This is a genomic window from Pseudoxanthomonas sp. LjRoot143 (assembly GCF_964252945.1).
Lineage (GTDB): Bacteria > Pseudomonadota > Gammaproteobacteria > Xanthomonadales > Xanthomonadaceae > Pseudoxanthomonas_A.
Genome location: NZ_CAXUPM020000001.1, coordinates 3,002,263 through 3,025,075 on the forward strand (window position 1 = coordinate 3,002,263; position 22,813 = coordinate 3,025,075).

Sequence of the window (22,813 nt, forward strand, 5' to 3'; positions counted from 1 at the left end):
GCCGGTTCCCCTGCCTGAACACCGACGATGCCCTTGGACCTGCCTGTCGCCCGCACGCTTTCTGCCCGCATCCGTCCCGCCCGGACCCTGGTGGCCCTGCTGCTGCTCGCCCTCCTGGCCAGCTGCGCGACCACGCCGGGCGCAGGTCCCACCCCCTCGGCGGCGCGTTTTGCGCCGGCGTTCGCCAACGCCGCGACGCTGGCTCGCCAGGATGCCGCCCTCACCGGCCAGGCACGCAGCGACAACGCGCGCGAAATCGACCGCCTGCTGGCCACGCTGGACGACGCCACCCTCACCCGCGATGCCGCGGCCCTGCCCTCGGGCGACCCGCTGTACAACTTCGCCGGCCGTGCGCTGCAACGCCGCGGCCTGCCGCTGCCGCGTCCGTTCGACCGCGGCACGCAATGGCGCTTCGATACCGCCAATCGCCCGCCTGCCGAGTCCGACGGCTACCGGCCGCCGGTGAAGCTGGCCGTGCTGCTGCCGCTGTCGGGCAACCTCGCCACCGCAGCCGCACCCGTGCGTGACGGGCTGCTCGCGGGTTACTACGGCGAACGCCGCCGCCGCCCCGACATCCAGTTCTACGACACCACCGGCACTGCCGCCGGCGCGACCGCCGCCTACGCGCGCGCCACCGCCGAGGGCGCCGACTTCGTGATCGGTCCACTCGGTCGCGACGAGGTGAGCGCACTGTTCCAGCAACCGCAGCTGGCCACCCCGCTGCTGGTGCTCAACCGCGGCATGGTGGCCGTGCCGGAGGGCAACGCCGGTTTCTCGCTGGCGCCCGAAGACGACGGCCTGGCCGCAGCGGAGTATCTGTTCGCGCGCGAGCGGCGGACGGCGCTCGTCATCGAAGGCAGCGACGACAACGGACGCCGCGCCTCGCAGGCGTTCGCCGAACGTTTCGCCGAACGCGGCGGCAAGGTCACGCGCGTGATCCGCGTGCAGGATGTCCCGGGCGATCTGTCGGCCGTGCTTGCCACCGCCGCGCAGGAAGGCGCCGATGCGGTGTTCCTGGCGGTGCGCGGAAATACCGCGCGCGCGCTGACGCCGCAGCTGGCGCTGGCCGGCCTGGGCGGCAAGACGCGCGTGGGCACCTCGCAGCTGACCTCGGGCACCGGAAAACCCGAAGAAGACATGGCACTGGATGGCATCGCGTTCCCGACCGAAGCCTGGACCTCGCGTGGCGTGCCGGCCCTGCCCGCCGCCAGCGTCACCGGCGAGCGCGTGCCGACCGCCCGCGGTCCGGCCGCGCGCCTGTTCGCGTTCGGCTACGACGCCTGGCTGCTCACCGCGTATCTCGAGAAGCTGGCGTTGGGCGCCAACACCGAGTTGCGCGGCGCCACCGGCCGCCTGCAGCTGGACGGCTTCGGCAACGTGGTGCGCACGCCGTCGTGGTCCACCTTCACCGCTGGCCGCCCTGCCCCCATCGCGGATGGCGGTTGACCGGCGCGCCCGCGGGCGCGCCGTCGAAGTCGCCGCGCGCGAGTTGCTGCGGCGAGCAGGACTGGCCGAGCTCGCCACCAACGCGAATTACCGCGGTGGCGAACTCGACCTGGTGATGCAGGACGCCAGCCGGCCCGGTGCGGCAACCGTCGTATTCGTCGAGGTGCGTTACCGCCGCTCGCAGGCGTTCGGCGGCGGCACCGCATCGATCGATGCCGGCAAGCGCCGCCGGCTGGTGCATGCGGCGCAGCGCTTCCTGCAGGACCATCCCACGCTCGTCGACGCACCATGCCGCTTCGACGTGGTCGACGCGCAGGGCGATCCCGACGCGCCGCAGTTCGAGTGGATCCGCGACGCCTTCCGCGCGGACGAGGTCTGACCGCTACAGCCCGGCCGACAGCAGCAGTTCGCGCGCGAGCCCGTGCCGGCGCTGCGATGACGACGTCCCCGCCCTCAGCGTGGTCGCCAGCGCGGCGGCCGCCGTGCGCAGTTCGGGCACCGCGGTGATTTCCCACAGATGCCCACGCAGCAGCGGACCCAGACAGTAGAGCCCGCGCACGGGCGCGCCGTGGCGATCCCGCACCTGCAGGTCGTCGCCGACCTCCACGCCCAGTCCATGCGGGTCGGCGGCGAGCAAGCCCGATTCCAGCAGGTGCGACACCAGCGGATGCGTCGTGCGCACGATGTCGGTGTCCAACCCGGTGGCGCGGATGACGTAGTCGTACTGCGCCACATCCGCCTGCTCTTCGCCACGCCCCCGCAACAGCACTTCCGCTCCTTGCGCGCGCAGGCCGGCGCGCAGCAGGCGCGCGGCGCGCACCTGAAGCTGCCCGCTCGCCTGCAGCCCCTCGATCACCTCGGCGACGCGCGGTGCGATGCGATGCCGCGCCACTTCCCAGTGCGACCGCAGGTGGCGCAGGAACCGCGCGCGCTGCGCGTCTGGCAGGCTGCGCCAGAACGCCTGCGTGTGGGGTCGCAGACCGTCCACCACGCTGCGCCAGTCCGGCGCGACATGGACGAGCGAGCGGACGGCAGCGAGCAATGCACGCAGGTAGCGTCCGCCCAGCGCCTGGCGGATGCTCGGCGGCAGTTCGATGGCCGCTCCCGGCACGGCGGCATGCGCGCGCGGCAACAGCCCATGGCGCGAGATCGCGGTCAGTCCGCCCCGATGTCCGCGTGCGGCCAGCGTCGCCGCCACATCGGCCATGGTCAGCCCGGTACCGACGATCAGCACGCGTGCGTCCGTCTCGATGCGTTCCAGCGCGTCGTCCTGCCAGGGCCAACCGATGTAGCGCGGACTCTGCGCGAGCCGCGGCCCGATGCCCGCCAGACGTTGCGGCGGCAACGCACCCAGCGCCAGCACCACGCGGTCGCTGGCGAAGTAGCCGCCATCGTCCAGGTGCACGCGATAGCCCTCGCCGACGCGTGTGATCGCGATGGCTTCCTGCCGTATCAGCGACAGATTGCCGGCGGCTTCATGCGCCTCACGCAGGCGTTCGGCAAGATAGTCGCCGTATGCGACGCGCGGCAGGAATTCGTCGCGGCCGCGCGGGCCAAGGCTGAGCCACGTCGCAAAGTCGTCCGGTCCGTCCGGATGCGTCCCCAACAGGCCGGCGCGCACGTTGAGCAGGTGTTCCGGACGCGCTTGCCCGTAGGCTATGCCGCGCGCGAACGTCTCGCCCACGCCGACCAGGCAGATCTCCGGTGCGCCTTCTTCTGCCGATGCCAACTGCGTCGCCAGTACGCTGCCGCTGAAACCCGCTCCCACGATGGTGATGCGCATGTATGTCTCCGGTCGATTGGGCCGGCCGATTTCTAGCAGCCGCGTCTCAGACGGATGTAAGGAATCGGTTAGCGCGACACGCACAAGGGAAGCCGGACGATCGCGCTGCGCGCGAAGACGTTGATTTACCGGCGCTGACACGGGATCCCGGATGGACATAGCGAAGCGGCATGTGCACATGCCGGCGCAGTATCAGGGCAGGACAGCGAGCGAACGATCCGTACAATGTCCGCATGGATGGAACGCTGCCCCCCGCACTGCATGATGCGATGTCGATCCGTCTCGGCGACGGCTGGCTGACCGGCGAGGCCTGCCGTTCCTTCGGCGGCGACGATTCGCGGCGATGGGCGATGCCGGCAGCCGTCGCGTTGCCATCAACGCAGGACGATGTCGTCGCCGTGGTTCGCGCGTGCCGCGAGCATCGCGTACCGATCGTCGCGCGCGGCGCCGGCACCGGCACGACCGGCGCGGCGGTGCCGATGCCGGGCGGCGTGGTGGTGTCGTTTGCGCGCATGGATCGCATCGTCGATATCCGCGCCGCGGACCGCTGCGTGGTGGTTCAGCCGGGCGTGCTGAACGGCGGACTGCAGCATGCGCTCGCGCCGCACGGCCTGTTCTGGCCACCGGACCCGTCGAGCGCGGATGCCTGCAGCGTGGGCGGCAATCTCGCCACCAATGCGGGTGGGCCGCGCGCCGTGAAGTACGGCACCGCGCGCGACAACGTGCTCGGCCTGGTCGCCGTGACCGGTGCGGGCGAGTTGATCCGCTGCGGCGGCGCGTATACCAAGGACGCGACCGGCTACGACCTCACCCACCTGATCGTCGGCAGCGAGGGCACGCTGGCGATCATCGTCGAGGCGACACTGAAGCTCGCGCCACGACCGCGTGCGCAGGCCGGCCTGCGCGTGCTGTACCGCGACGCGGCCACCGCGGCGGCCGCGGTGTCGCGCATCATGGCGCGGCCGGCGACACCGGCGATGCTGGAGTTCATGGACCGCAGTGCGATCGCGCTGATCCGCCGCAACGGCAGCGACGTGCCCGATGCCGGCGCGATGCTGCTGGTCGAAGCCGACGGCGACGAGGACACGCTGCCTTATGCGCTGCAGGCGTTGGCCGACGCGGCCGAGGGTGACGGCATGCTCGCGCTGGATGTCGCGCAGGACGGTGCCGCGCGCGACCGGCTGTGGGCGGCGAGGCGCGCGCTGTCGCCGGCGCTGCGCACGATCAAGCCCGGCAAGATCAACGAGGACGTGGTGGTGCCGGTTTCGCGCATTCCGGATCTCGTGGCCGCCATGGAAGTCCTGTCGGACGAGGCGGCATTGCCGATCGTCGTGTTCGGTCACGCCGGCAACGGCAACCTGCACGTCAACATCATGTACGACGACGGCGACGCGGATGAAACCGCACGCGCGCAGGCGACACTGCCGAAGGTGTTCGCACGGGTGCTGGCACTGGGCGGAACGCTGTCGGGCGAGCACGGCATCGGCCTGAGCAAGCGCGATTTCATGACGGATGCATTCAACGCGGCCACGCTGGACGCGATGCGTGCGGTAAAGGCGGCGCTCGATCCGGACGGCATCCTCAATCCCGGCAAGGTGCTGCCGCCGTCGTGATCCCCGCAGGAGCGACGCTTGTCGCTGCTACAGCCTCAGGACGTCACAAAATGATCGTAGCCACGACGCGGCGGCGTCCATGGCTCGCCATCCGCGCGCACGGACTGCACGCCCTCATCCGCCACGATGCGGCCGATGCGCGTGATCCGCAGGCAGAGTTTCGATGACAGCTCCTCGACGAGGGCGCATGCATCGGCCGGCGCGGTGAAACAGAGCTCATAGTCGTCGCCGCCAGCCGCCTGCAGCGCGATCCGCGTCGGCCCATCGAAGGCGTCGCACAAGGCATCCGATGCCGGCAGTGCATCGATATCGACGCGCGCGCCCACGCCGCTGCACAAGGCGATATGACCGAGATCGGCCAGCAGGCCGTCGGAGACATCGACGCACGCGGAAGCGATACCGCGCAGCGCGCGACCCGCCACCACGCGTGGTGTCGGCCGATCCAACCGCTCGCGCAAAGCGCCTCCAGAAGTACGATCCAGCAGCGCGAGGCCGCCGGCCGCATCACCCAGTGTGCCGGTAACCCAGATGTCGTCGCCGATACGTGCACCGTCGCGGCGCAGCGGCTCACCGGGCTCCGCCAGCCCCATCGCGGTCACCGAAATCGACAGCGGCCCGCGCGTGGTATCGCCGCCGACCAGCGCGATGCCGTGGCGTGCCGCCAGGTCGAGGAAACCGTCGAGGAAGCCATCGATCCACGCCGCATCGGACTGCGGCAACGACAGCGACAGCGTGCACCACGCGGGCTCGGCGCCCATCGCGGCGAGATCGGACAGGTTCACCGCCAGCGCCTTCCAACCGAGGTCGGCCGGCGCAGTGTCGTGCGGGAAATGGACGCCGTCGTTCAACGTGTCGGCGGTGACGACAAGCTGCTTTCCCGGCGGCGGCGCCAGCAGCGCGGCGTCGTCGCCGATGCCGAGCACGACATCGCCGCGCGTGCCCACGCGGGCGCGGATACGGGCGATCAGGTCGAACTCGCCGGTGCCCATGACCGGGTCAGGCGCGCGAACGCGCCAGATCGATGGCGGCCTGGACCGCAGCGCGCGCCTGCGGGCTGTTCTTCCAGCAGGAAGACCCGGTCAGACCGGCGGCACTGGCGACGATCTCCGACGGCTCGGCGGCGGCCAGCTGCCGCAGCGAGGCGATACCCATCTGCTCCAGGCGCTGCACGACGGTCGGACCGACGCCTTTCACGGCGAGCAGCGCATCGCGTTCGTCCGCGGGAAAGCGTGCGTCGCCGCCGGACACGTCAGCGGCGCGCCTGCGCCTCGGCGGGCCGCCATTCCACGGCCGCGTGGTCGAGCACGCCGTTGATGTAGGTGTGGCCGTGCTCGGAACCGAAGCGCTTGGCGGTTTCGATGGCTTCGTTCAGCACCACGCGGTACGGCACGTCGAGGCGATGGATCAGTTCGTAGGCGGCGATGCGCAGGACGGCACGCTCGATGGGATCGACTTCCTCCACCGTGCGGTCGAGGAACGGCAGCAGCGCCTCGTCCAGCGAGGCGCGATGCCTCACGACGCCGCGCACCAGATCTTCGAAGTACTCGAGATCGGCGATCTCGTGCGCCTGCTCGTGCGCGAACTGCGCGATCACCTGGCCCACTTCACCGCCCGACATCTGCCACGCGTAGACAGCCTGCAGCGCACGGCGGCGCGCGCGCGCGCGCGTGACCGGATCGACGCCGTCCTTGCGGTGGGGATGTTGTTGTCGGCTCACGTCGGCTCCTGCAATTTTTGGGTTACGGCAACTGTTCCAGCAGCTGGGCCATCTCGATGGCGGCCAGCGCGGCTTCCTCGCCCTTGTTGCCATGGCTGCCACCGGCACGCGCTTCGGCATCCTCGATGCGCTCCACCGCCAGCACACCGTTCAGCACCGGCACGCCGGTGTCCAGCTGCGCGCGCATCAGGCCCTCGGCGCAGCGGTCGGCGACATGTTCGTAATGGCGGGTATCGCCCCGGATCACGCAGCCCAGCGCGATCACCGCGGCGTGGTCGCCCGAGGCGGCCAGGCGCGCGGCGACCAGCGGGATTTCCCACGCGCCGGGCACCCGAACCACGTCGATCGCATCCTCGCCCACGCCGTTGCCGGCCAGGCTCTGGCGCGCACCGGCGACCAGCACATCGGTGATGCGCGGATTCCAGCGGCTGGCGATGATCGCGAAGCGGGCGCCGTCGGGCGCGCGCAGATCGCCTTCGTAGTGGGACATGGCGGGTTCCTTAGGGGTGGGGAAGTCTACCAGCCGGCGCGACCGGCCGGTCTGCCGGGGCCGGTCAGGGCTGGACGTACTCGACCACGTCGAGGCCGAACCCGGCCAGACCGACCTGCCGGCGCGGCGTGCCCAGCACCCGCAGCCGGCCGAGGCCGAGATCGGCCAGGATCTGCGCACCGGCGCCGTTGCGCCGCCACTGGCCGACGTCCTTGGCGTTGGCGCGCACCTCGGGTTGCTTGCGCAGACGCGCCAGCAGGGCCTCGGCGTTGCGGGGCTCGGACAGCACCACCATCACGCCCTGCCCTTCGGCGGCGATCGCGCGCAGCGCATCGGTCGCGTGCACGCCGAAGTCGTCACGCCGCCAGTGCAGCAGGTCGCTCAGCGGGTTTTCCACCTGCACGCGCACCAGCGTGGGCGTCGCCTTGTCCGGCGCGCCGCGGACCAGCGCGAAGTGCAGGTCGTGGGCGATGCGGTCGCGGTAGGTGACCAGCTGGAACGGACCGAACTCGGTCTCGATGTCGCGTTCGTCGATGCGCTCGACCGTGTGCTCGGTCGCCAGCCGGTAGGCGATCAGGTCGGCGATCGAGCCCATCTTCAGGCCGTGCTCGCGCGCGAACACCTCCAGTTGCGGGCGGCGCGCCATGCTGCCGTCGGGATTGAGCACTTCCACCAGCACGCCGGCCGGCTCCAGGCCGGCGAGCAGCGGCAGATCGTTCGCCGCTTCGGTATGCCCGGCGCGCGTCAGCACGCCGCCCGGCTGGGCGATCAGCGGGAAGATGTGGCCCGGCTGGCTGAGGTCGCTGGCCTTCGCGTCCGGACGCACGGCGGTGCGCACGGTATGCGCACGGTCGTAGGCGGAGATGCCGGTGGTGACGCCTTCGGCCGCCTCGATGCTGACGGTGAAATTGGTATGGAACTGCGCGGTATTGGTCTGCACCATCGGCGCCAGGCCCAGCTGCGTGCAGCGCTCGCGCGTCAGCGACAGGCAGACCAGGCCGCGCGCATGCGTGACCATGAAGTTGATGTCCGACGGCTTGACCAGCTCGGCCGCCATGATCAGGTCGCCTTCGTTCTCGCGGTCCTCGTCGTCGACGATGACGACCATGCGGCCGTTGCGGATCTCTTCCAGCAGCTCGGGGATCGGGGCGAAGTTCATGCGCCGCTCCTGTCGCTCAGCAGGCGCTCGACATAGCGCGCCACCAGGTCGATCTCCAGATTCACCGCATCGCCGACCGCGGTGGCGGCGAATGCCGTGTTCGAGACGGTGTGGGGAATCAGCGCGACCTCGAAGCCTTCGGTATCGACCTCGTTCACGGTGAGGCTGACGCCATCCACGCAGATCGATCCCTTCTTGGCGATGTACTTCGACAGTGACGCCGGCGCGGCGAAACGCCAACGCTGCGCGCGCGCGTCATCGTGCACGGACAGCACGCGACCGACACCATCGACGTGGCCGCTGACCAGATGGCCGCCCAGGCGGTCGGTCGGGCGCATCGCGCGCTCCAGGTTCACCACCGCGCCCTCGGCCAGTCCGCCGAGCGTGGTCAGCGACAGCGTCTCGGTGGACGCATCGACCTGGAAGCTGGCTGCATCGAACGCGATCACGGTCAGGCACACGCCATTCACCGCGATGCTCTCGCCCAGCTGCACGGCGTCGAACGGCAGCGAGCCGACGGCCACGGTCAGGCGAACATCACCGCCTACGGAATCCAGCGCGGCGATGCGGCCGACGCCTTCGATGATGCCGGTGAACATCAGCGCACCTCCGGAAGGAGGACGGGGACAGCACGGAAACTCGTGGAAGGCATGGAGCGTCTCTCGCAGGAACGGGCGGAGACGCCTCCGGGCGCGAAGGCAGGCGCACGACCCCACGCTCGCGCGCGGTTCGGCGGTGCCGTCTTCTTTCATCCGGACTATGACCGTCGGCTCCGGCATCGGACCGGATCTGCTGACCCTTCGGCGGCGATGGCGAGGAACTCGCCTGCCGTCCAAGGCGCTCGCGGGCTCGTGGGCATCCTGGAAGATGCGCCACCTACCGCCGGTGGGGAATTGCACCCCGCCCTGAAGACGTCGTTGGTGGTGTGCCGGCGGACCGGCCCGCGCATTTTACACGCCAGGTCCGGCGACGGCTCTGAACGGAGCGTTCCGCCGGCTCAGGCGGCCGGCTTGCGGCGCAGGTGCAGGATCAGCGGCCAGCGCATCGTGCGCACCCGCTGCGGATCGCCCCAGACCTCGGCCAGTGCCGGCGTGTGGGCGTAGACCGGGTCCTCGCCGGTGGCCGCGCGATAACTGCCGGTCGCGGACAGGCTGCCGAAGTAGCCCAGCAGCGTGGGCAGGTTCCATTCCGCCGTCAGCCACAGCCGCGGCGTGGGAATGATCTCGAACGGCCACACGTAGTCGCCGTAGCCCATGTCCACGTCGGCGCGTTCGGGCGGCCAGTAGGGATCGATGTCGTCGCGGACCTTCTCCGCCACCTCGGCCAGATCGTCCTCGAAAATGATGTCCTGGTAGGTCCACGCGGCCAGCACACCCCCCGGGCGCAGCACGCGCTCGCAGGTGGCGAAGAAGCGGTAGCGGTCGAACCAGTGCAGCGCCTGCGCTACGGCTACCAGGTCGACGCTGTGGTCCGCCAGCGCGGTGGTCTCGGCGGGTTCGACGGCCAGGCTGACGTTGCCGCCGGTTTTGCCCTGAGCCCAGTGCCGCTCGACCTGCGCGGCGCTGGGATCGGTGGCATGCACATGGGCGAAGCGCGCCGCCAGCCCACGCGTGGCCTGTCCGCTGCCGCAGCCGGGTTCCCAGACCTGGGCGGTGGCCGGCACGGCCGAGGCGATCACGTCGTACAGCGCGTCCGGATAGGTGGGACGCGAAGCGAGATAGACGTCGGCGACGCCGGAAAAATGATCCTTGAAGGCCACCATGGCGTGCGTTCAGCGGGCAGGTTGCAGCAGGAGGCGGTGATCTTCGCCAATCGCGCGGCTGTCCACAATCGCCAGCTTCAGGCGATCGGCCATCGCCTGGATGCCCAAGCCGCCGAACAGCGGCCGCGCCTGTTCGCCCAGCAGCACCGGCGCGACGTACAGCAGGACCTCGTCGGCGAGCCCCGCGGCCAGGAACGCGCCGGCCAGCGTGGCGCCCGCTTCGGCATGCACTTCGTTGATGCCGCGCGCGGCCAGCAATTCCAGCACCGCCTGCAGGTCGAAGTTGCTGCCCGTCGCCGGCGCGATCGCACGCTGCACGTCGACATCGCGCGGCGGTTTGGCATCGGCCGTATGGATATAGAGCGTCGGCGCCGTGCCCTGGCGCACGTTGCCGCGCGCCACGGTCGCCAGGCCGGGATCGAGCACCACGCGCAGCGGCGGCTCGAACGCGGTGTCATCGCCGAAACGCACCGTCAGCGACGGATCGTCGGCCAGCACCGTGCCGGCGCCGGTAAGGATGGCCCCGGCGCGCGCGCGCCAGCGCATCACGTCGCGGCGCGAGGCCTCGCCGCTGATCCACTTGGAATCGCCGTTCGCCATCGCGGTGCGGCCGTCCAGACTGGTGGCCAGCTTCACCCGCATCCACGGCCGGCCGCGCTCCACGCGCGACAGGAACCCACGGTTCAATCGCCGCGCCTGGGCCTCCATCAATCCCGACTGCACGGCGATGCCCGCCGCACGGAGGCGGTCGAAGCCCGCGCCATCGACCTGCGGGAACGGATCGCGCATCGCCGCGACGACACGGGTGACGCCTGCCGCCACCAGCGCCTCCGCGCACGGCCCGGTGCGGCCCGTATGCGCGCACGGCTCCAGCGTGACGTAGGCGGTCGCGCCCTTCGCGCGCTCGCCCGCCGCCTGCAGCGCGAACACCTCCGCGTGCGGGCCGCCGGCCTTCCGGTGCCAGCCTTCGCCGACAATCTGCCCACCCTGCACGATCACGCAGCCGACCATCGGGTTCGGTCGCGTGGTGTACGCGCCGCGCTCGGCCAGCCTCAGCGCGCGCGCCATGCACCGGTGGTCGAACGCGGAGAAGGCGGTATCAGTCATGCGTCGTCCAAGCGTCGGAAAGGGCGCCAGTATGCGCCACGCGCTGCGCCGGCCGGATCGACATGATCACCACCGGCGTACCGTGCAATGTGGTGCGCTCCTCTACCTGCCAACCGAGCGACGCGTAGAAGTCCTTGTGCCACAGCGTGAACAGCCGCAACAAGGACACGCCTTCCCGTGCCGCGTGCGCCACTGCTGCATCCACCAGGGCACGGCCGCCACCGCGGCCACGCGCATCGGGCAGTACATACAGGCTGCCCAGCCACGGACTGCCGCGGTCCTGCAGCGCGGGCGCATCCTCCAGCAGCAGACTGACGGAGCCCAGCAACGTCTCGCCGTCCAGCAACAGCAAGGTCGTCGGCAGCGAGGTCCGCGTGGTGTGGTCGACCAGTTCGTCGGTCGCCGCCTGCAAGGTCCAATCGTCGTACAGGGCGCCCCACTCGGCGTGATGGCGTACGGCCAGCGCCGCCACATGCTGCGGGTGCCGACCGATCCCCTCGATGCGCACGACTCAGCGCTTCTTGTTCTTGTCCGCGTGCTTGTCGAACGGGACCACGTCGCCGCTCAGCAGGGACAACTGGCCGGCGGCGGGCAGGTCGCGCTCCAGCTTCTCGATCTCGTCGCGGAAATCGGCCACGTCCTCGAAGCTGCGGTAGACCGAGGCGAAGCGGACGTAACCCACGTGGTCCAGCTTGCGCAACTCGCTCATGACGAACTCGCCGATCTTGCGCGAGGCGATCTCGCGCTCGCCGCTCATGCGGATGGCATGGATGACCGCTCGCACCGCGGCCTCGATCTGCTCTTCCGACACCGGACGCTTCTGCAGCGCGCGGTCAAACCCGGCGCGCAGCTTGCGCGCATCGAAGGTGTCGCGGCGACCATCGCCCTTGATGACCGCCGGCAGCTTGATCTCGATGTTCTCCAGCGTGGAGAACCGCTCCCCGCAGGCCTCGCACTCGCGACGGCGCCTGATCGTGGCGCCGTCCTCGGACACGCGCGAATCGATCACGCGAGTGTCGGTGTGCTGGCAGAAGGGGCAATGCATCGTTATCGATCAGCCGTAGACCGGGTACTTCCGGCACTGCGCGGTGACGCTGTCGCGTACCTTGGCCAGCACGGCCTCGTCGCTGGGCGCGTCGAGGACATCGCAGATCCAGTTGGCCAGGTCGACGCAGTCCTGCTCGCCATAGCCACGCGTGGTGACGGCGGGCGTACCAATGCGCAGGCCCGACGTCACGAAGGGCTTGCGCGGGTCGTTCGGCACGGAGTTCTTGTTGACGGTGATGTGCGCCTTGCCCAGCGCCTCTTCCGCGTCCTTGCCGCTGACGTCCTTGCCGATCATGTCGACCAGCATCAGGTGGTTCTCGGTGCCGCCGGACACGATCTTGTAGCCGCGCGCGATGATCGTCTTCGCCATCGCCTGTGCGTTCTTCACCACCTGCGACTGGTAGGTCTTGAAGTCGGGCTCCAGCGCTTCCTTGAAGGCCACCGCCTTGGCGGCGATCACGTGCATCAGTGGACCGCCCTGGATGCCCGGGAAGACGATGCTCTGCAGCTTCTTCTCGATCTCTTCGCCGGCACCCTTGGCGACGATGATGCCGCCACGCGGACCGCGCAGCGTCTTGTGGGTGGTCGAGGTGACCACGTGGGCGTGCGGCAGCGGATTCGGGTAGACACCGGCGGCGACCAGGCCCGCCACGTGCGCCATGTCGACGAACAGGTAGGCGCCGACCTTGTCGGCGATCGCGCGGAAGCGCGCCCAGTCCACGATCTGCGAATAAGCCGAGAAGCCGGCCACGACCATCTTCGGCTTGTGCTCCAGCGCCAGACGCTCGACTTCGTCGTAGTCGATCAGGCCCTGATCGTTCACGCCGTACTGGACCGCGTTGAAGATCTTGCCCGACGCATTGACCTTGGCGCCGTGGGTCAGGTGGCCGCCGTGGGCCAGGCTCATGCCCAGGATGGTGTCGCCGGGATTCAGCAGGGCGAAGTACACGGCCTGGTTGGCCTGCGAGCCGGAATGCGGCTGCACGTTGGCGTAATCGGCGCCGAACAGCTGCTTCACGCGGTGGATCGCCAGCTGCTCGGCGATGTCCACGTACTCGCAACCGCCGTAGTAGCGCTTGTGCGGGTAACCCTCGGCGTACTTGTTGGTAAGCACGCTGCCCTGGGCCTCCAGCACGCGGGGGCTGGCGTAGTTCTCGCTGGCGATCAGCTCGACGTGATCCTCCTGCCGGCGCGCCTCATGGGCGATGGCCTGGGCCAGTTCGGGATCGTAGGTTTCGATGCGGGCGTCGCGCGGGAACATCGGGTCTCCGGGGGCAAGGGCGGGCGGGATGGCCGATTGTAGCCCGCCAGGCCTCCGCCGGCCCCGTCCACCCGGGCCCGGAAAAGGAAAAGCGCGCCGGAGCGCGCTTTTCGGGGACATCGGGCCGGCCGGCTCAGTGGTGCAGCAGCAGGTCGGCGATGATGCCGGTGGCGATGGCGACCATCAGCATGTTGCCGCGGTCGTCGCGGATCCAGTGGTAGCCACGGGGCGGACGACGCAGGTGGTAGTAGCCGTAGTCGTTCACCACGTAGACCGGACCCCGGTAATGGTCGCGGTAGCGCTGGCCGCGGGCCCAGCGGTGGTAGCTCGGCGCCGGGCGGTACACGACACGTGGCGGGGCGTAGTAGCGGCGGTCGTCGTAACGACGGTCGTAGCGGCGATCATCCCGGCGTCCGTCGTTGTAACCATGGCGATAGGCCTGGCGCTGGTCGCGGTGGTCGCGGCGGTCGTCCCGACGATCTTCTCGCCAGTCGCGGCGATCATCGCGACGGTCGTCACGGCGGTCGTAGTGATGCGAACGGCCCCGGTCGTGGCCGCGGTCGTCGCGCGCCAGCACGGGAGCGGTGACCGCGAAGGCCAGGACGGCGCAGGCCATGCTCTGGAAAAGACGCTTGGTGTTCATGGAAAGCCCTCTGTGTGGCACGTGAGCCCATCATGCCGATCACATCTGAACCGATTCCCGCTGGAAAACGGTTACGGCCGCGTCAACGCCAGGTAGAGGAAATGTATTCAGCCGCCGGTCGGCCGGGCCCGAACGGCTATAATCGCCGCCTTCCCCTTTGCCCCATCGCCCGCCGCTGCCCGGCCGGGCGCCGGGGCCTGCGTACCGGAGCCTGCATGTCCTCGCAATACATCTACACCATGAACCGGGTCAGCAAGGTGGTCCCGCCGAAGCGGCAGATCATCAAGGACATCTCGCTGTCGTTCTTCCCGGGCGCGAAGATCGGCCTGCTGGGCCTGAATGGCGCGGGCAAGTCCACCGTGCTGAAGATCATGGCCGGCGTGGACACCGACTTCGAAGGCGAAGCCCGCCCGCAGCCCGGCATCAAGGTCGGCTATCTGGCGCAGGAGCCGGAACTGAATCCCGAGCACACCGTCCGCCAGGCCGTCGAGGAAGGCGTGGGCGACGTGCTGCAGGCGCAGGCCGCGCTGGAAGCCGTCTACGCCGCCTATGCGGAAGAAGGCGCCGACTTCGATGCGCTGGCCAAGGAGCAGGAACGCTTGGAAGCCATCCTTGCCGCGGGCGACGCGCATACGCTGGAAAACCAGCTGGACGTGGCCGCCGATGCGCTGCGCCTGCCACCGTGGGATGCGATCGTCGGCAAGCTCTCCGGCGGTGAGAAGCGCCGCGTCGCGCTGTGCCGCCTGCTGCTGCAGAAGCCGGACATGCTGCTGCTCGACGAACCGACCAACCACCTGGACGCCGAGTCCGTCGAGTGGCTGGAGCAGTTCCTCGCCCGCTACACCGGCACCGTGGTGGCCGTCACCCACGACCGCTACTTCCTCGACAACGCTGCCGAGTGGATCCTCGAACTCGACCGCGGCCGCGGCATTCCGTGGAAGGGCAACTACACCGACTGGCTGGTGCAGAAGGACGAGCGCCTGAAGCAGGAAGACAACCAGGAAAAGGCCCGCCAGAAGGCGATCCAGAAGGAACTGGAGTGGTCGCGCCAGAACGCCAAGGGCGGCCGCTCGAAGGGCAAGGCCCGCCTTGCCCGCCTGGAAGAACTGCAGTCGGTCGACTACCAGCGCCGCAACGAGACCAACGAGATCTTCATCCCACCGGGCGAGCGCCTGGGCAACTCGGTGATCGAGTTCAAGAACGTCTCCAAGAAGTTCGGCGACCGCCTGCTGATCGACAACCTCAGCTTCCTGGTCCCGGGCGGCGCCATCGTCGGCATCATCGGCCCGAACGGCGCCGGCAAGTCGACGCTGTTCAAGATGATCACCGGGCAGGAGAAGCCGGACTCCGGCGAGATCGTCAAAGGCCCGACCGTGCAGCTGGCCTACGTGGACCAGAGCCGCGACAAGCTGGAAGGCAACCACAACGTCTTCCAGGAAATCTCGGGCGGCCTGGACATCCTCAACATCAACGGCGTCGAGATCCAGTCGCGCGCCTACATCGGCCGTTTCAACTTCAAGGGCCAGGACCAGCAGAAGATGGTCGGCTCGCTGTCCGGTGGTGAGCGCGGCCGCCTGCACATGGCGAAGACGCTGTTGCAGGGCGGCAACGTGCTGCTGCTCGACGAACCGTCGAACGATCTGGACATCGAAACCCTGCGTGCGCTGGAAGACGCGCTGCTGGAATTCCCCGGCAACACCTTCGTCATTTCGCATGACCGCTGGTTCCTGGACCGCATCGCCACGCACATCCTCGCCTTCGAAGGCGATTCGCACGTGGAGTTCTTCCAGGGCAACTACCGCGAGTACGAGGAAGACAAGAAGCGTCGTCTGGGCGAAGAAGGCGCGCGTCCGCACCGTCTGCGCTTCAAGGCGCTGAAGTAAGCCACTTCTCGCCCCGCCCTGGAAACGCCGGCGAAGGCCGGCGTTTTTTTGTGCTCGATCAGCGCAAGCCGGATGCCACCAGCAGGACGGCAACGATCAGTGCGGTAAACAGACTCTGGGCCAGCACGAACATCACCAGACCCACCAAGGCACGAAATGCGGTTGCCCAACGCGAGTGATGCTGGAACAGCTGGATCAAGGAGAAGACCGCATACACGAAGACGACAGGCAGAATCCACGCCTGCACGCTCGGCACCCAACGCTGCACCGATACGGCGACCGCCATGAAAACGAATGTCTGCACCGTCAGGAAGGCCGACACCACGAGCCACTCGGGATAGTTCAGCCCGCGCCCACGGAACGCCAGTCGGAACGCGGCAGCTTCAAGCGGCAGGCACAGCAGCGTGAAGGCCGTGAGATGGCCGTTGATCCAATCCCTCACCATCGCGAACGTGCTCGTTACCACCACAGGATCGGCGACGTCGCCACCGCCCATGGCACGCCCCTGTGAGTAGCCAGCCTGCATCGCCGATCCCACCAGATCGCCTCCCAGCAGGTACTTCCCCAGCACCACTACCGCGGCAGCCGAAATCATGAGCAGCAAAAGCGGCTTGACCTGGTTCGCCCGTCGCCCTTCCAGATAGGCACGCATCAGATGCCCCGGCCGCAGCATCAGCTCCTTGAGCGAATAGAGGATGCCCCGATCCATGTGGAGCACGCTGTGCTCCAGCTCGTGCCCCAGGAAATGCCAGTCGATGCGATGCGCCGGCGTCGGCTGACCGCAGGCAGGGCAGAACTTTTGCTCGTGACCATCCATCGCCCGTGCGCAGTTGGCGCACTTCCCCGTATCCGACATCGCCATCCCCATGGCTGCAAAGCGTCGCATTCTAGAGCGGAGCACCTGCGTTTGGGAAAGCAGCGGCCGCCTCACTCCATCGGCAGTCCGAACACCTTGCGCAGGTAGGCCACGAAATCGGGATCGTCGCTCATGCCCTTGCCGGGCGTATCGCTGACCTTGGCGACCGGCTGTCCCTGGCAGCGCACCATCTTCAGCACCAACTGCAGCGGTTTCGGGCCGAGGTCGTTGGTCAGGTTGGTGCCGATGCCGAAGCCCACCTTGCAGCGCCCACGGAAGTGGGCGTGGATGCGCAGCACAGCGTCGATATCCAGGCCGTCACTGAAGACCAGTGTCTTGCCCTGTGGGTCGATCCGCTGCGACTCGAGGTGTGCGATGACACGATCGCCCCAGGCCAACGGGTCGCCGGAGTCGTGGCGCATGCCGTCGAACAGCTTGCTGAAGTACAGGTCGAAATCGCGCAGGAACGCGTCCAGACCCACGACGTCCGACAGCGCGATGCCCAGGTCGCCCCGGTACTCCTGCGCCCATGCCTCGAAGGCTGCCCGCTGCGAATCGCGCAGGCGCGGGCCCAGTTGCTGGAACGCCTGCAACCACTCGTGCGCCATCGTGCCGTGCGGCGTCATGCCGTACAGGCGCGCGAAGTGGATGTTGCTGGTACCGACGAACTGGCCGCCCAGCACTTCTTGGCAGATGGGCAGCAGCCGGGCGTGCCAGTCGTGCGAGTAGCGTCGCCGCGTTCCGAAGTCGGTGATGGTGCAGTCCGGCGCGACATCGCGCAGCCGCCCCAGTTTGGCGCGCAGGCGGCGCTCGCCTTCCTGCGCGTCGCCGTCCGGCTGCGCGCGCATCCAGGTCTCGCTGATGATCGCCAGCACCGGCACTTCGAACAGGATGGTCTGCAGCCACGGACCATCGATGGTCAGGTCCAGTTCGCCCGGCACCTGCGTGGAGGGCGCGATGTGCACATGGCGGCGGCGCAGCTGGAACTGCTCCAGGAAGTCGACGAAGTCCGGCTTGATGTAGCGCAGCGTGGACAGGAAACGCAGTTCGTCGTCGCTGAAACGCAGCGTGCAGAGCCGGTCGATCTCCGCGGAGATCGCGTCGAGGTGCTGCACCAGGTCCACGCCCGGCGTGCGGCACTTGAAGCGGTACAGCACCTGCGCGCCCGGGTGCTGGTGCAGCACCGCCTGCATCATCGTCAGCTTGTAGAGGTCGGTGTCGAGCAGCGAGGGGATCATCATGCCGGTCACGCCAGGTGCCGTCGGGGGTCTCCATGGTCGCACGGCGCGCGCGTGCCATCGCAGTCGATCTCGGTGCACTGCCCCATGACGGGGAAATCCTGCACCGCCAAGGTGCCGATTAAAGCGGTCCGCGCGCTCGCCGATAGCGCCTCAATCACGGGATCGATCGCGTACCGCCGCCTGCGACGCCGCACCGCCCGCCCTTCCGCGCAAGGAGATCCATGAACGCATGCCCCGCCGCTTCCGCATCCGACGCCGGCATCGACGACCACATCCAGTCCGTGTCCGGACTGTCGGACTCGCTGTTGAAGCAGCTGCGCCAGTCGCTGCAGAAGATCGACGAGATCAACCGCGTCACCCGCATCATCTCGATGAACGCCCGCATCGAGGCCGTCCGCATCGGCACGGCCGGGCGCAGCTTCGGCGTGATCGCGGAAGAGATGGATACGCTGTCGCGGCGGGTCAGCGATACGGCGCGCGAGATCGACCAGATGGCGGGTCGCACCAGCACCGACCTGCGCGAGCGGCTGGACGAGTTGCAGACCAATGTCCGTCGTACCCGCCTGACCGATCTGGCGCTGGCCAACATCGACCTGATCGACCGCAACCTGTACGAGCGCAGCTGCGACGTACGCTGGTGGGCGACCGACGCCGCCATGGTGGCGGCCGTGCAGGACCCGCGCCCGGCAGCGCTCGCCCACGCGAGCCAGCGCCTCGGCCAGATCCTCGATTCGTACACCGTCTATTTCGACCTGGTACTCGCCGATCTGCAGGGCAACGTCACCGCCAATGGACGGCCGCGCCAGTACCGCTCGGCGGGCCAGTCGGTGGCGCAGCAGGTCTGGTTCCAGTCGGCGATGGCCACCGCCAGTGGCGAGGCATTCGGCTTCCAGTCGATGCATGCCAGCCCGCTGGCGGGCGGCGAGCGCGTGCTCGTGTACGCCTGCACGGTGCGCGAGGGCGGTCGCGTGACGGGTCGCCCGCTCGGCGTGCTCGGCATCGTGTTCCGCTGGGACGCGCTCGCGCAGACCATCGTCGAACGCACGCCCCTGTCGGAGGCCGAGTGGCGTCGCAGCCGGGTCTGCATCGTCGATGGGCAGGGGCACGTGCTGGCCGATACGGCGGGCGGTGACGCGACGTCACCTCGCCTGGACTTTCCCGGCCGTGCCGCGTTGTTAGCCCAGTCGCGCGCGGCCGTCGACCTGGTCATCGATGGCCGCGCGCATTGCGTCGCGCATGCCGCGTCACCGGGCTACGAGACCTACCGCACCGGCTGGCATTGCGTGATCGTGCAGGGCGTCGACTGAGGCTGCCGCTCAGGCCAGCCAGACGCCGTCGTCGCGCACCTGCACGGCGACCGCACGCAGCGAGTCGCCGCGGCACGGCCCCGCCACGCAATCGCCGCGAACCAGCTCGAAGGAAGCGCCGTGGGCCGCACAGACCAGGTGGCCCTCCTTGCTCTTGAGGAACTGGCCCGGCGCCCAGTCGAGTCGACGGCCCGCATGCGGGCAGACGTTCAGCCAGGCGCGGACGTCTTCGCCGTCCCGGAAGAGGATCAATGACTCGGCATCGTCGCCGATCGTGGCCTCTACCTCGGCAAAACCACCGTCGACGATGTCATTCAGTGCACTCAGTCGCATGGCGTTTAACGAAGTCCTCACACGGTCACATAACGGTCATCCGATACTGCGGCACCGGCCCCCGCCGCATTCTGCACGACGCAACGCCATGTACGCACGCCACTTCCAGTTCAACGCCTTCCGCCACGCCTTCGCTCCGCGCAAGCCGCGCCATCCGCTGCTGCGGGTCGGCCTGGGCCTGTTGGGCGTCGCACTGCTGGGCGTGCTGGTGTTCTTCAGCGTGTTCGTCGGCGCCGCCATGATCGCGGCCGGCCTGGTGTACAAGCTGGTGCGCCAGCGCGGCAAACCGCAGGCGCGCGACGCCCGCGTGGTGGATGCCGAATACCACGTGGTCCGCAAGCCGGTGCTGCCGCTGCCGCGCTGATGTCATTCGCGGGAACCCGGTTCCCGCCTACACTCAGCGGCCGTCTGCTCCTCGTCCGGCCGCCATGACCGACCTCATTCCCGCTCCCCCCGTTCCCCGCGTGCCCGTGCGCGGCGGCGCCACGTTTCCGGTGCGCCGCATCTTCTGCGTCGGCCGCAATTTCGCCGACCATGCGCGAGAGATGGGCGCCAGCGCCCCGACCTCGAAAGCCGAGCGCGGTACACCGGTGTTCTTCCACAAGCCGGCCGACGCCATCGTCACCGGCGATGCCGACGTCCCCTATCCGCCCGGCACGCAGGATCTCCACCATGAGGTCGAACTGGTGGCGGCCCTTGGCACCGACGCACCGTCCGGCGACCTGAGCCGCGAAGCCGCCACCTCGCTGGTGGTCGCCTACGGCGTGGGCCTGGACCTGACCCGACGCGACCTGCAGGCCGCCGCCAAGGCCAAGGGCCTGCCCTGGGACACCGGCAAGGGCTTCGATCATTCCGCGCCGATCAGCGATCTGGTGGCCGTGGACCAGGCGGGCGACCTCGACGGCCGCACGCTGACACTGCAGGTGAACGGCCAGACGCGCCAGCACGGCGCGCTGCACGACCTCATTTGGGACGTGCCCGATATCCTCATCGAACTGTCGAAGCTCTACGCGCTGAAGGCCGGCGACCTGATCTTCATGGGCACGCCGGCGGGCGTGGCTGCGCTGGCGCCGGGCGACACGTTCGCTGCGTCGCTGGATGGTGTGGTGACGCTGCAGGGACGCATCGTCGGTTGAGGCGAGCGCGGTGGCCGGTGCCGCCAATGTCAGTCAACAAGCCACGCCACGCGCGTTATAGTCGCTCCCGATGGCGCGATGGCGTCGATGGATGAGGAAACCGGCATGGGCATGGTCAGCGAGTTCAAGGAGTTCATCGCGCGCGGCAACGTGGTCGACCTGGCGGTCGGTGTCGTCATCGGCGCCGCGTTCGGCAAGATCGTCACCACGCTGGTCGACAAGATCATCATGCCGCCCATCGGTCTTTTGGTCGGCGGTGTCGACTTCTCCAAGTGGGCCTGGACGCTGAAGGAGGCCACCATCGATGCAGCCGGCAAGGAGGTCCCCGCCGTCGTCATCGGCATCGGCGAGTTCCTCAATACGGTCATCCAGTTCGTCATCGTCGCCTTCGCGATCTTCCTGCTGGTCAAGGCAGTCAACCGCCTGCACCGCAAGCCGGAGGCCGCACCCGCCGCGACGCCCGAAGACGTGCTGCTTCTGCGCGAGATCCGCGATTCGCTGAAGAAGTAAGCGGACGCTGCATTCCTAACCGGCAACACCGGCAAAGGAACCGCGAGGCCGCGGGCTGCTAAGCTCGTGGCCTTCGTTTTTCCGGGATACGCCATGCGCTTTGCTCCGCTGCTGCTCGCACTGACCCTCGCCGTTCCCGCCTTCGCCGCCCAGCGCGAAACCCGCATCCCCGACGCCGCTCTCGCGACGGCCGCCACGCTGCGCGAACAGGCATTGGCCGACGACACCGGCTGGAAAGTCGTGGAGTCGCTGACCACCGAGATCGGCCCGCGCCTGGCGGGCAGCGAAGCCGACGCGAAAGCCGTGGCATGGGCAGAAGCGAAGTTCAAGGCGCTCGGCTTCGACAAGGTATGGCGGGAGCCGGTGACGTTCCCCAAGTGGGTGCGCCGCAGCGAACACGCCGCCATCGTCGGTGCGCACGCCCAGCCGATCACCATTACCGCGCTGGGCGGCAGCCCGGCCGGCACGGTGGAGGCGGAGATCGTCCGCTTCGCCGACCTGGCCGCACTGGAAGCCGCGCCGGAGGGTTCATTGGCCGGCAAGATCGCGTTCGTCGACTACCAGATGAAGGCCGCACGCGATGGTAGCGACTACCGCAACGGCGGCGCGATCCGTTCGAAGGGGCCGTCGGCGGCGATCCGCAAAGGCGCGCTGGCGTTCCTGATGCGCTCGGCCGGCACCGACAATCACCGCGTCGCGCATACCGGCATCACCCGCTTCGATGACGGCCTGACGCCGGTGCCGTCGGCCTCGCTGACCATTCCCGATGCCGACCAGTTGGCGCGCCTGCTGCAGCGCGGCCCGGTGCGGGTGTCGCTGGCGCTGGACTGCGGCTGGGACGGCGAATACACCTCGCACAACGTTATCGGCGAGATCACCGGGCGCAGCCTGCCGAAGGAGGTCGTGGTGATCGGCGGCCATCTGGATTCGTGGGACTTGGGCACCGGTGCGATCGACGATGGCGCCGGCATCGGCATCACCATGGCCGCCGGACATTTGATCGGCAAACTGAAGCAGGCGCCGAAGCGCACGATCCGCGTGATCGCCTTCGCCAACGAGGAGCAGGGCCTCTATGGCGGCAAGGCCTATGCCGAGAAGCACCTGGCCGACATCACCCGCCACCAGATCGCTGCCGAGAGCGACTTCGGCGCGGGCCGCATCTATGCCTTCAATACCGGCGCGCCGGAACACGCGCGCAAGGCCACCGAGCAGATCGCGCAGGCGTTGGCGCCGCTGGGCATCGAGTACGCGCCCGGCAAGGGCAGCGCCGGCCCGGACATCAGTCCGTTCGCGGCGAAAGGCATGGCGTGGGCATGGCTGGCGCAGGATGGGAGCGACTACTTCCACCTGCACCACAACGCCGACGACACGCTGGACAAGATCGATCCCGCCGCACTGGCGCAGAACGTCGCCGCGTACACCGTATTCGCCTATCTGGCGGCAGAGGCCGATGGTGACTTCGGCAGCCAGCTCAAGGAATGAGGCGTAGAGCCGAGCTTGCTCGGCTATCGGATCGCGA

General features: G+C 68.8%; 24 protein-coding genes, 1 pseudogene and 1 riboswitch. Of the genes and pseudogenes, 9 read left to right on the forward strand and 16 right to left on the reverse strand.

Annotated features, from left to right (window positions below; genetic code table 11):
- Positions 1-180 precede the first annotated feature (180 nt).
- A pseudogene (locus tag ACSQ1W_RS14545) lies at positions 181-1,446 on the forward strand (penicillin-binding protein activator); the annotation flags it as partial.
- On the forward strand, positions 1,436-1,825 hold the full coding sequence (locus tag ACSQ1W_RS14550) for a YraN family protein (RefSeq protein ID WP_436044373.1): 390 nt from the start codon (positions 1,436-1,438) through the stop codon (positions 1,823-1,825). The pseudogene ACSQ1W_RS14545 and the gene ACSQ1W_RS14550, both read left to right, overlap by 11 nt.
- Before the next feature lie 3 nt (positions 1,826-1,828).
- Here the strand turns inward: ACSQ1W_RS14550 and ACSQ1W_RS14555 are convergent, their stop codons facing one another.
- On the reverse strand, positions 1,829-3,229 hold the full coding sequence (locus ACSQ1W_RS14555; RefSeq protein WP_436044374.1) for an FAD/NAD(P)-binding protein: 1,401 nt from the start codon (positions 3,227-3,229) through the stop codon (positions 1,829-1,831).
- A gap of 233 nt (positions 3,230-3,462) precedes the next feature.
- On the opposite strand from ACSQ1W_RS14555, the gene ACSQ1W_RS14560 reads away from it, so the two are divergent.
- Positions 3,463-4,842, forward strand: coding sequence for an FAD-binding oxidoreductase (locus tag ACSQ1W_RS14560; RefSeq protein ID WP_436044375.1), 1,380 nt, complete (start codon positions 3,463-3,465; stop codon positions 4,840-4,842).
- Positions 4,843-4,877: 35 nt separating this feature from the next.
- On the opposite strand, the gene thiL is transcribed toward ACSQ1W_RS14560, so the two are convergent.
- The 12 genes from thiL to ACSQ1W_RS14620 form a co-directional block, all read right to left on the reverse strand.
- Entirely contained in the window at positions 4,878-5,831 is a 954-nt protein-coding gene (gene thiL, locus ACSQ1W_RS14565; RefSeq protein WP_436044376.1) for a thiamine-phosphate kinase, read from the reverse strand.
- 7 nt (positions 5,832-5,838) lie between these two features.
- Positions 5,839-6,090, reverse strand: a complete 252-nt coding sequence (locus ACSQ1W_RS14570; RefSeq protein WP_436044377.1) for a helix-hairpin-helix domain-containing protein — start codon at positions 6,088-6,090, stop codon at positions 5,839-5,841.
- A 1-nt stretch (position 6,091) separates the two neighbouring features.
- On the reverse strand, positions 6,092-6,559 hold the full coding sequence (nusB, locus tag ACSQ1W_RS14575) for a transcription antitermination factor NusB (protein ID WP_343227318.1): 468 nt from the start codon (positions 6,557-6,559) through the stop codon (positions 6,092-6,094).
- Positions 6,560-6,581: 22 nt separating this feature from the next.
- Positions 6,582-7,049 carry a 6,7-dimethyl-8-ribityllumazine synthase gene (ribH, locus tag ACSQ1W_RS14580; RefSeq protein ID WP_436044378.1) on the reverse strand — a complete coding sequence of 156 codons (468 nt, stop codon included), beginning with the start codon at positions 7,047-7,049 and terminating at the stop codon, positions 6,582-6,584.
- Positions 7,050-7,113: 64 nt separating this feature from the next.
- Positions 7,114-8,208, reverse strand: coding sequence for a 3,4-dihydroxy-2-butanone-4-phosphate synthase (ribB, locus tag ACSQ1W_RS14585; RefSeq protein ID WP_436044380.1), 1,095 nt, complete (start codon positions 8,206-8,208; stop codon positions 7,114-7,116).
- On the reverse strand, positions 8,205-8,807 hold the full coding sequence (locus ACSQ1W_RS14590) for a riboflavin synthase (protein WP_436044381.1): 603 nt from the start codon (positions 8,805-8,807) through the stop codon (positions 8,205-8,207). The genes ribB and ACSQ1W_RS14590 overlap by 4 nt, the downstream gene beginning before the upstream one ends.
- A gap of 137 nt (positions 8,808-8,944) precedes the next feature.
- Positions 8,945-9,125, reverse strand: a riboswitch (FMN riboswitch).
- Positions 9,126-9,205: 80 nt separating this feature from the next.
- Positions 9,206-9,970, reverse strand: a complete 765-nt coding sequence (locus tag ACSQ1W_RS14595) for a class I SAM-dependent methyltransferase (RefSeq protein ID WP_436044382.1) — start codon at positions 9,968-9,970, stop codon at positions 9,206-9,208.
- Between the two features lie 9 nt (positions 9,971-9,979).
- Positions 9,980-11,077: a bifunctional diaminohydroxyphosphoribosylaminopyrimidine deaminase/5-amino-6-(5-phosphoribosylamino)uracil reductase RibD gene (gene ribD / locus ACSQ1W_RS14600; protein ID WP_436044384.1), complete on the reverse strand. Its 1,098-nt coding sequence runs from the start codon at positions 11,075-11,077 to the stop codon at positions 9,980-9,982.
- Complete coding sequence (locus ACSQ1W_RS14605; protein WP_436044385.1) at positions 11,070-11,585, reverse strand: GNAT family N-acetyltransferase; 516 nt, start codon at positions 11,583-11,585, stop codon at positions 11,070-11,072. Before ACSQ1W_RS14605 ends, ribD begins: the two co-directional genes overlap by 8 nt.
- A 3-nt stretch (positions 11,586-11,588) precedes the next feature.
- Positions 11,589-12,122: a transcriptional regulator NrdR gene (gene nrdR, locus ACSQ1W_RS14610; protein ID WP_192272899.1), complete on the reverse strand. Its 534-nt coding sequence runs from the start codon at positions 12,120-12,122 to the stop codon at positions 11,589-11,591.
- A gap of 9 nt (positions 12,123-12,131) precedes the next feature.
- The gene (gene glyA / locus ACSQ1W_RS14615; protein WP_436044386.1) at positions 12,132-13,385 is read right to left on the reverse strand and encodes a serine hydroxymethyltransferase; all 1,254 of its coding nucleotides are present in this window, start codon (positions 13,383-13,385) and stop codon (positions 12,132-12,134) included.
- A 133-nt stretch (positions 13,386-13,518) separates the two neighbouring features.
- On the reverse strand, positions 13,519-14,028 hold the full coding sequence (locus ACSQ1W_RS14620; RefSeq protein WP_436044387.1) for an RcnB family protein: 510 nt from the start codon (positions 14,026-14,028) through the stop codon (positions 13,519-13,521).
- Positions 14,029-14,243: 215 nt separating this feature from the next.
- Here ACSQ1W_RS14620 and ettA point away from each other — a divergent pair, with 215 nt between their 5' ends.
- Positions 14,244-15,911 (forward strand): energy-dependent translational throttle protein EttA, encoded by a 1,668-nt coding sequence (gene ettA, locus ACSQ1W_RS14625; protein ID WP_192272905.1) that lies wholly within the window; start codon positions 14,244-14,246, stop codon positions 15,909-15,911.
- A gap of 58 nt (positions 15,912-15,969) precedes the next feature.
- Here ettA and ACSQ1W_RS14630 read toward each other — a convergent pair whose 3' ends face one another.
- Positions 15,970-16,797, reverse strand: a complete 828-nt coding sequence (locus ACSQ1W_RS14630; protein ID WP_436044388.1) for a DUF3667 domain-containing protein — start codon at positions 16,795-16,797, stop codon at positions 15,970-15,972.
- A 41-nt stretch (positions 16,798-16,838) separates the two neighbouring features.
- A complete protein-coding gene (gene pncB, locus ACSQ1W_RS14635; RefSeq protein WP_436044389.1) occupies positions 16,839-18,008 on the reverse strand; it encodes a nicotinate phosphoribosyltransferase in 1,170 nt (389 codons plus the stop codon).
- 221 nt (positions 18,009-18,229) lie between these two features.
- Between pncB and ACSQ1W_RS14640 the strand changes: the two genes are divergently transcribed.
- Positions 18,230-19,315: a methyl-accepting chemotaxis protein gene (locus tag ACSQ1W_RS14640; protein WP_436044390.1), complete on the forward strand. Its 1,086-nt coding sequence runs from the start codon at positions 18,230-18,232 to the stop codon at positions 19,313-19,315.
- Positions 19,316-19,324: 9 nt separating this feature from the next.
- On the opposite strand, the gene ACSQ1W_RS14645 is transcribed toward ACSQ1W_RS14640, so the two are convergent.
- Positions 19,325-19,648 carry a Rieske (2Fe-2S) protein gene (locus ACSQ1W_RS14645; RefSeq protein WP_192272917.1) on the reverse strand — a complete coding sequence of 108 codons (324 nt, stop codon included), beginning with the start codon at positions 19,646-19,648 and terminating at the stop codon, positions 19,325-19,327.
- 88 nt (positions 19,649-19,736) lie between these two features.
- Between ACSQ1W_RS14645 and ACSQ1W_RS14650 the strand changes: the two genes are divergently transcribed.
- The 4 genes from ACSQ1W_RS14650 (at position 19,737) to ACSQ1W_RS14665 (ending at position 22,776) form a co-directional block, all read left to right on the forward strand.
- Positions 19,737-20,012, forward strand: coding sequence for a hypothetical protein (locus ACSQ1W_RS14650; protein WP_192272919.1), 276 nt, complete (start codon positions 19,737-19,739; stop codon positions 20,010-20,012).
- A 64-nt stretch (positions 20,013-20,076) separates the two neighbouring features.
- The gene (locus ACSQ1W_RS14655; RefSeq protein WP_436044391.1) at positions 20,077-20,784 is read left to right on the forward strand and encodes a fumarylacetoacetate hydrolase family protein; all 708 of its coding nucleotides are present in this window, start codon (positions 20,077-20,079) and stop codon (positions 20,782-20,784) included.
- 105 nt (positions 20,785-20,889) lie between these two features.
- The gene (gene mscL, locus ACSQ1W_RS14660; RefSeq protein WP_436046201.1) at positions 20,890-21,294 is read left to right on the forward strand and encodes a large-conductance mechanosensitive channel protein MscL; all 405 of its coding nucleotides are present in this window, start codon (positions 20,890-20,892) and stop codon (positions 21,292-21,294) included.
- 93 nt (positions 21,295-21,387) lie between these two features.
- A complete protein-coding gene (locus ACSQ1W_RS14665; protein WP_436044392.1) occupies positions 21,388-22,776 on the forward strand; it encodes a M28 family peptidase in 1,389 nt (462 codons plus the stop codon).
- Positions 22,777-22,813 lie beyond the last annotated feature (37 nt).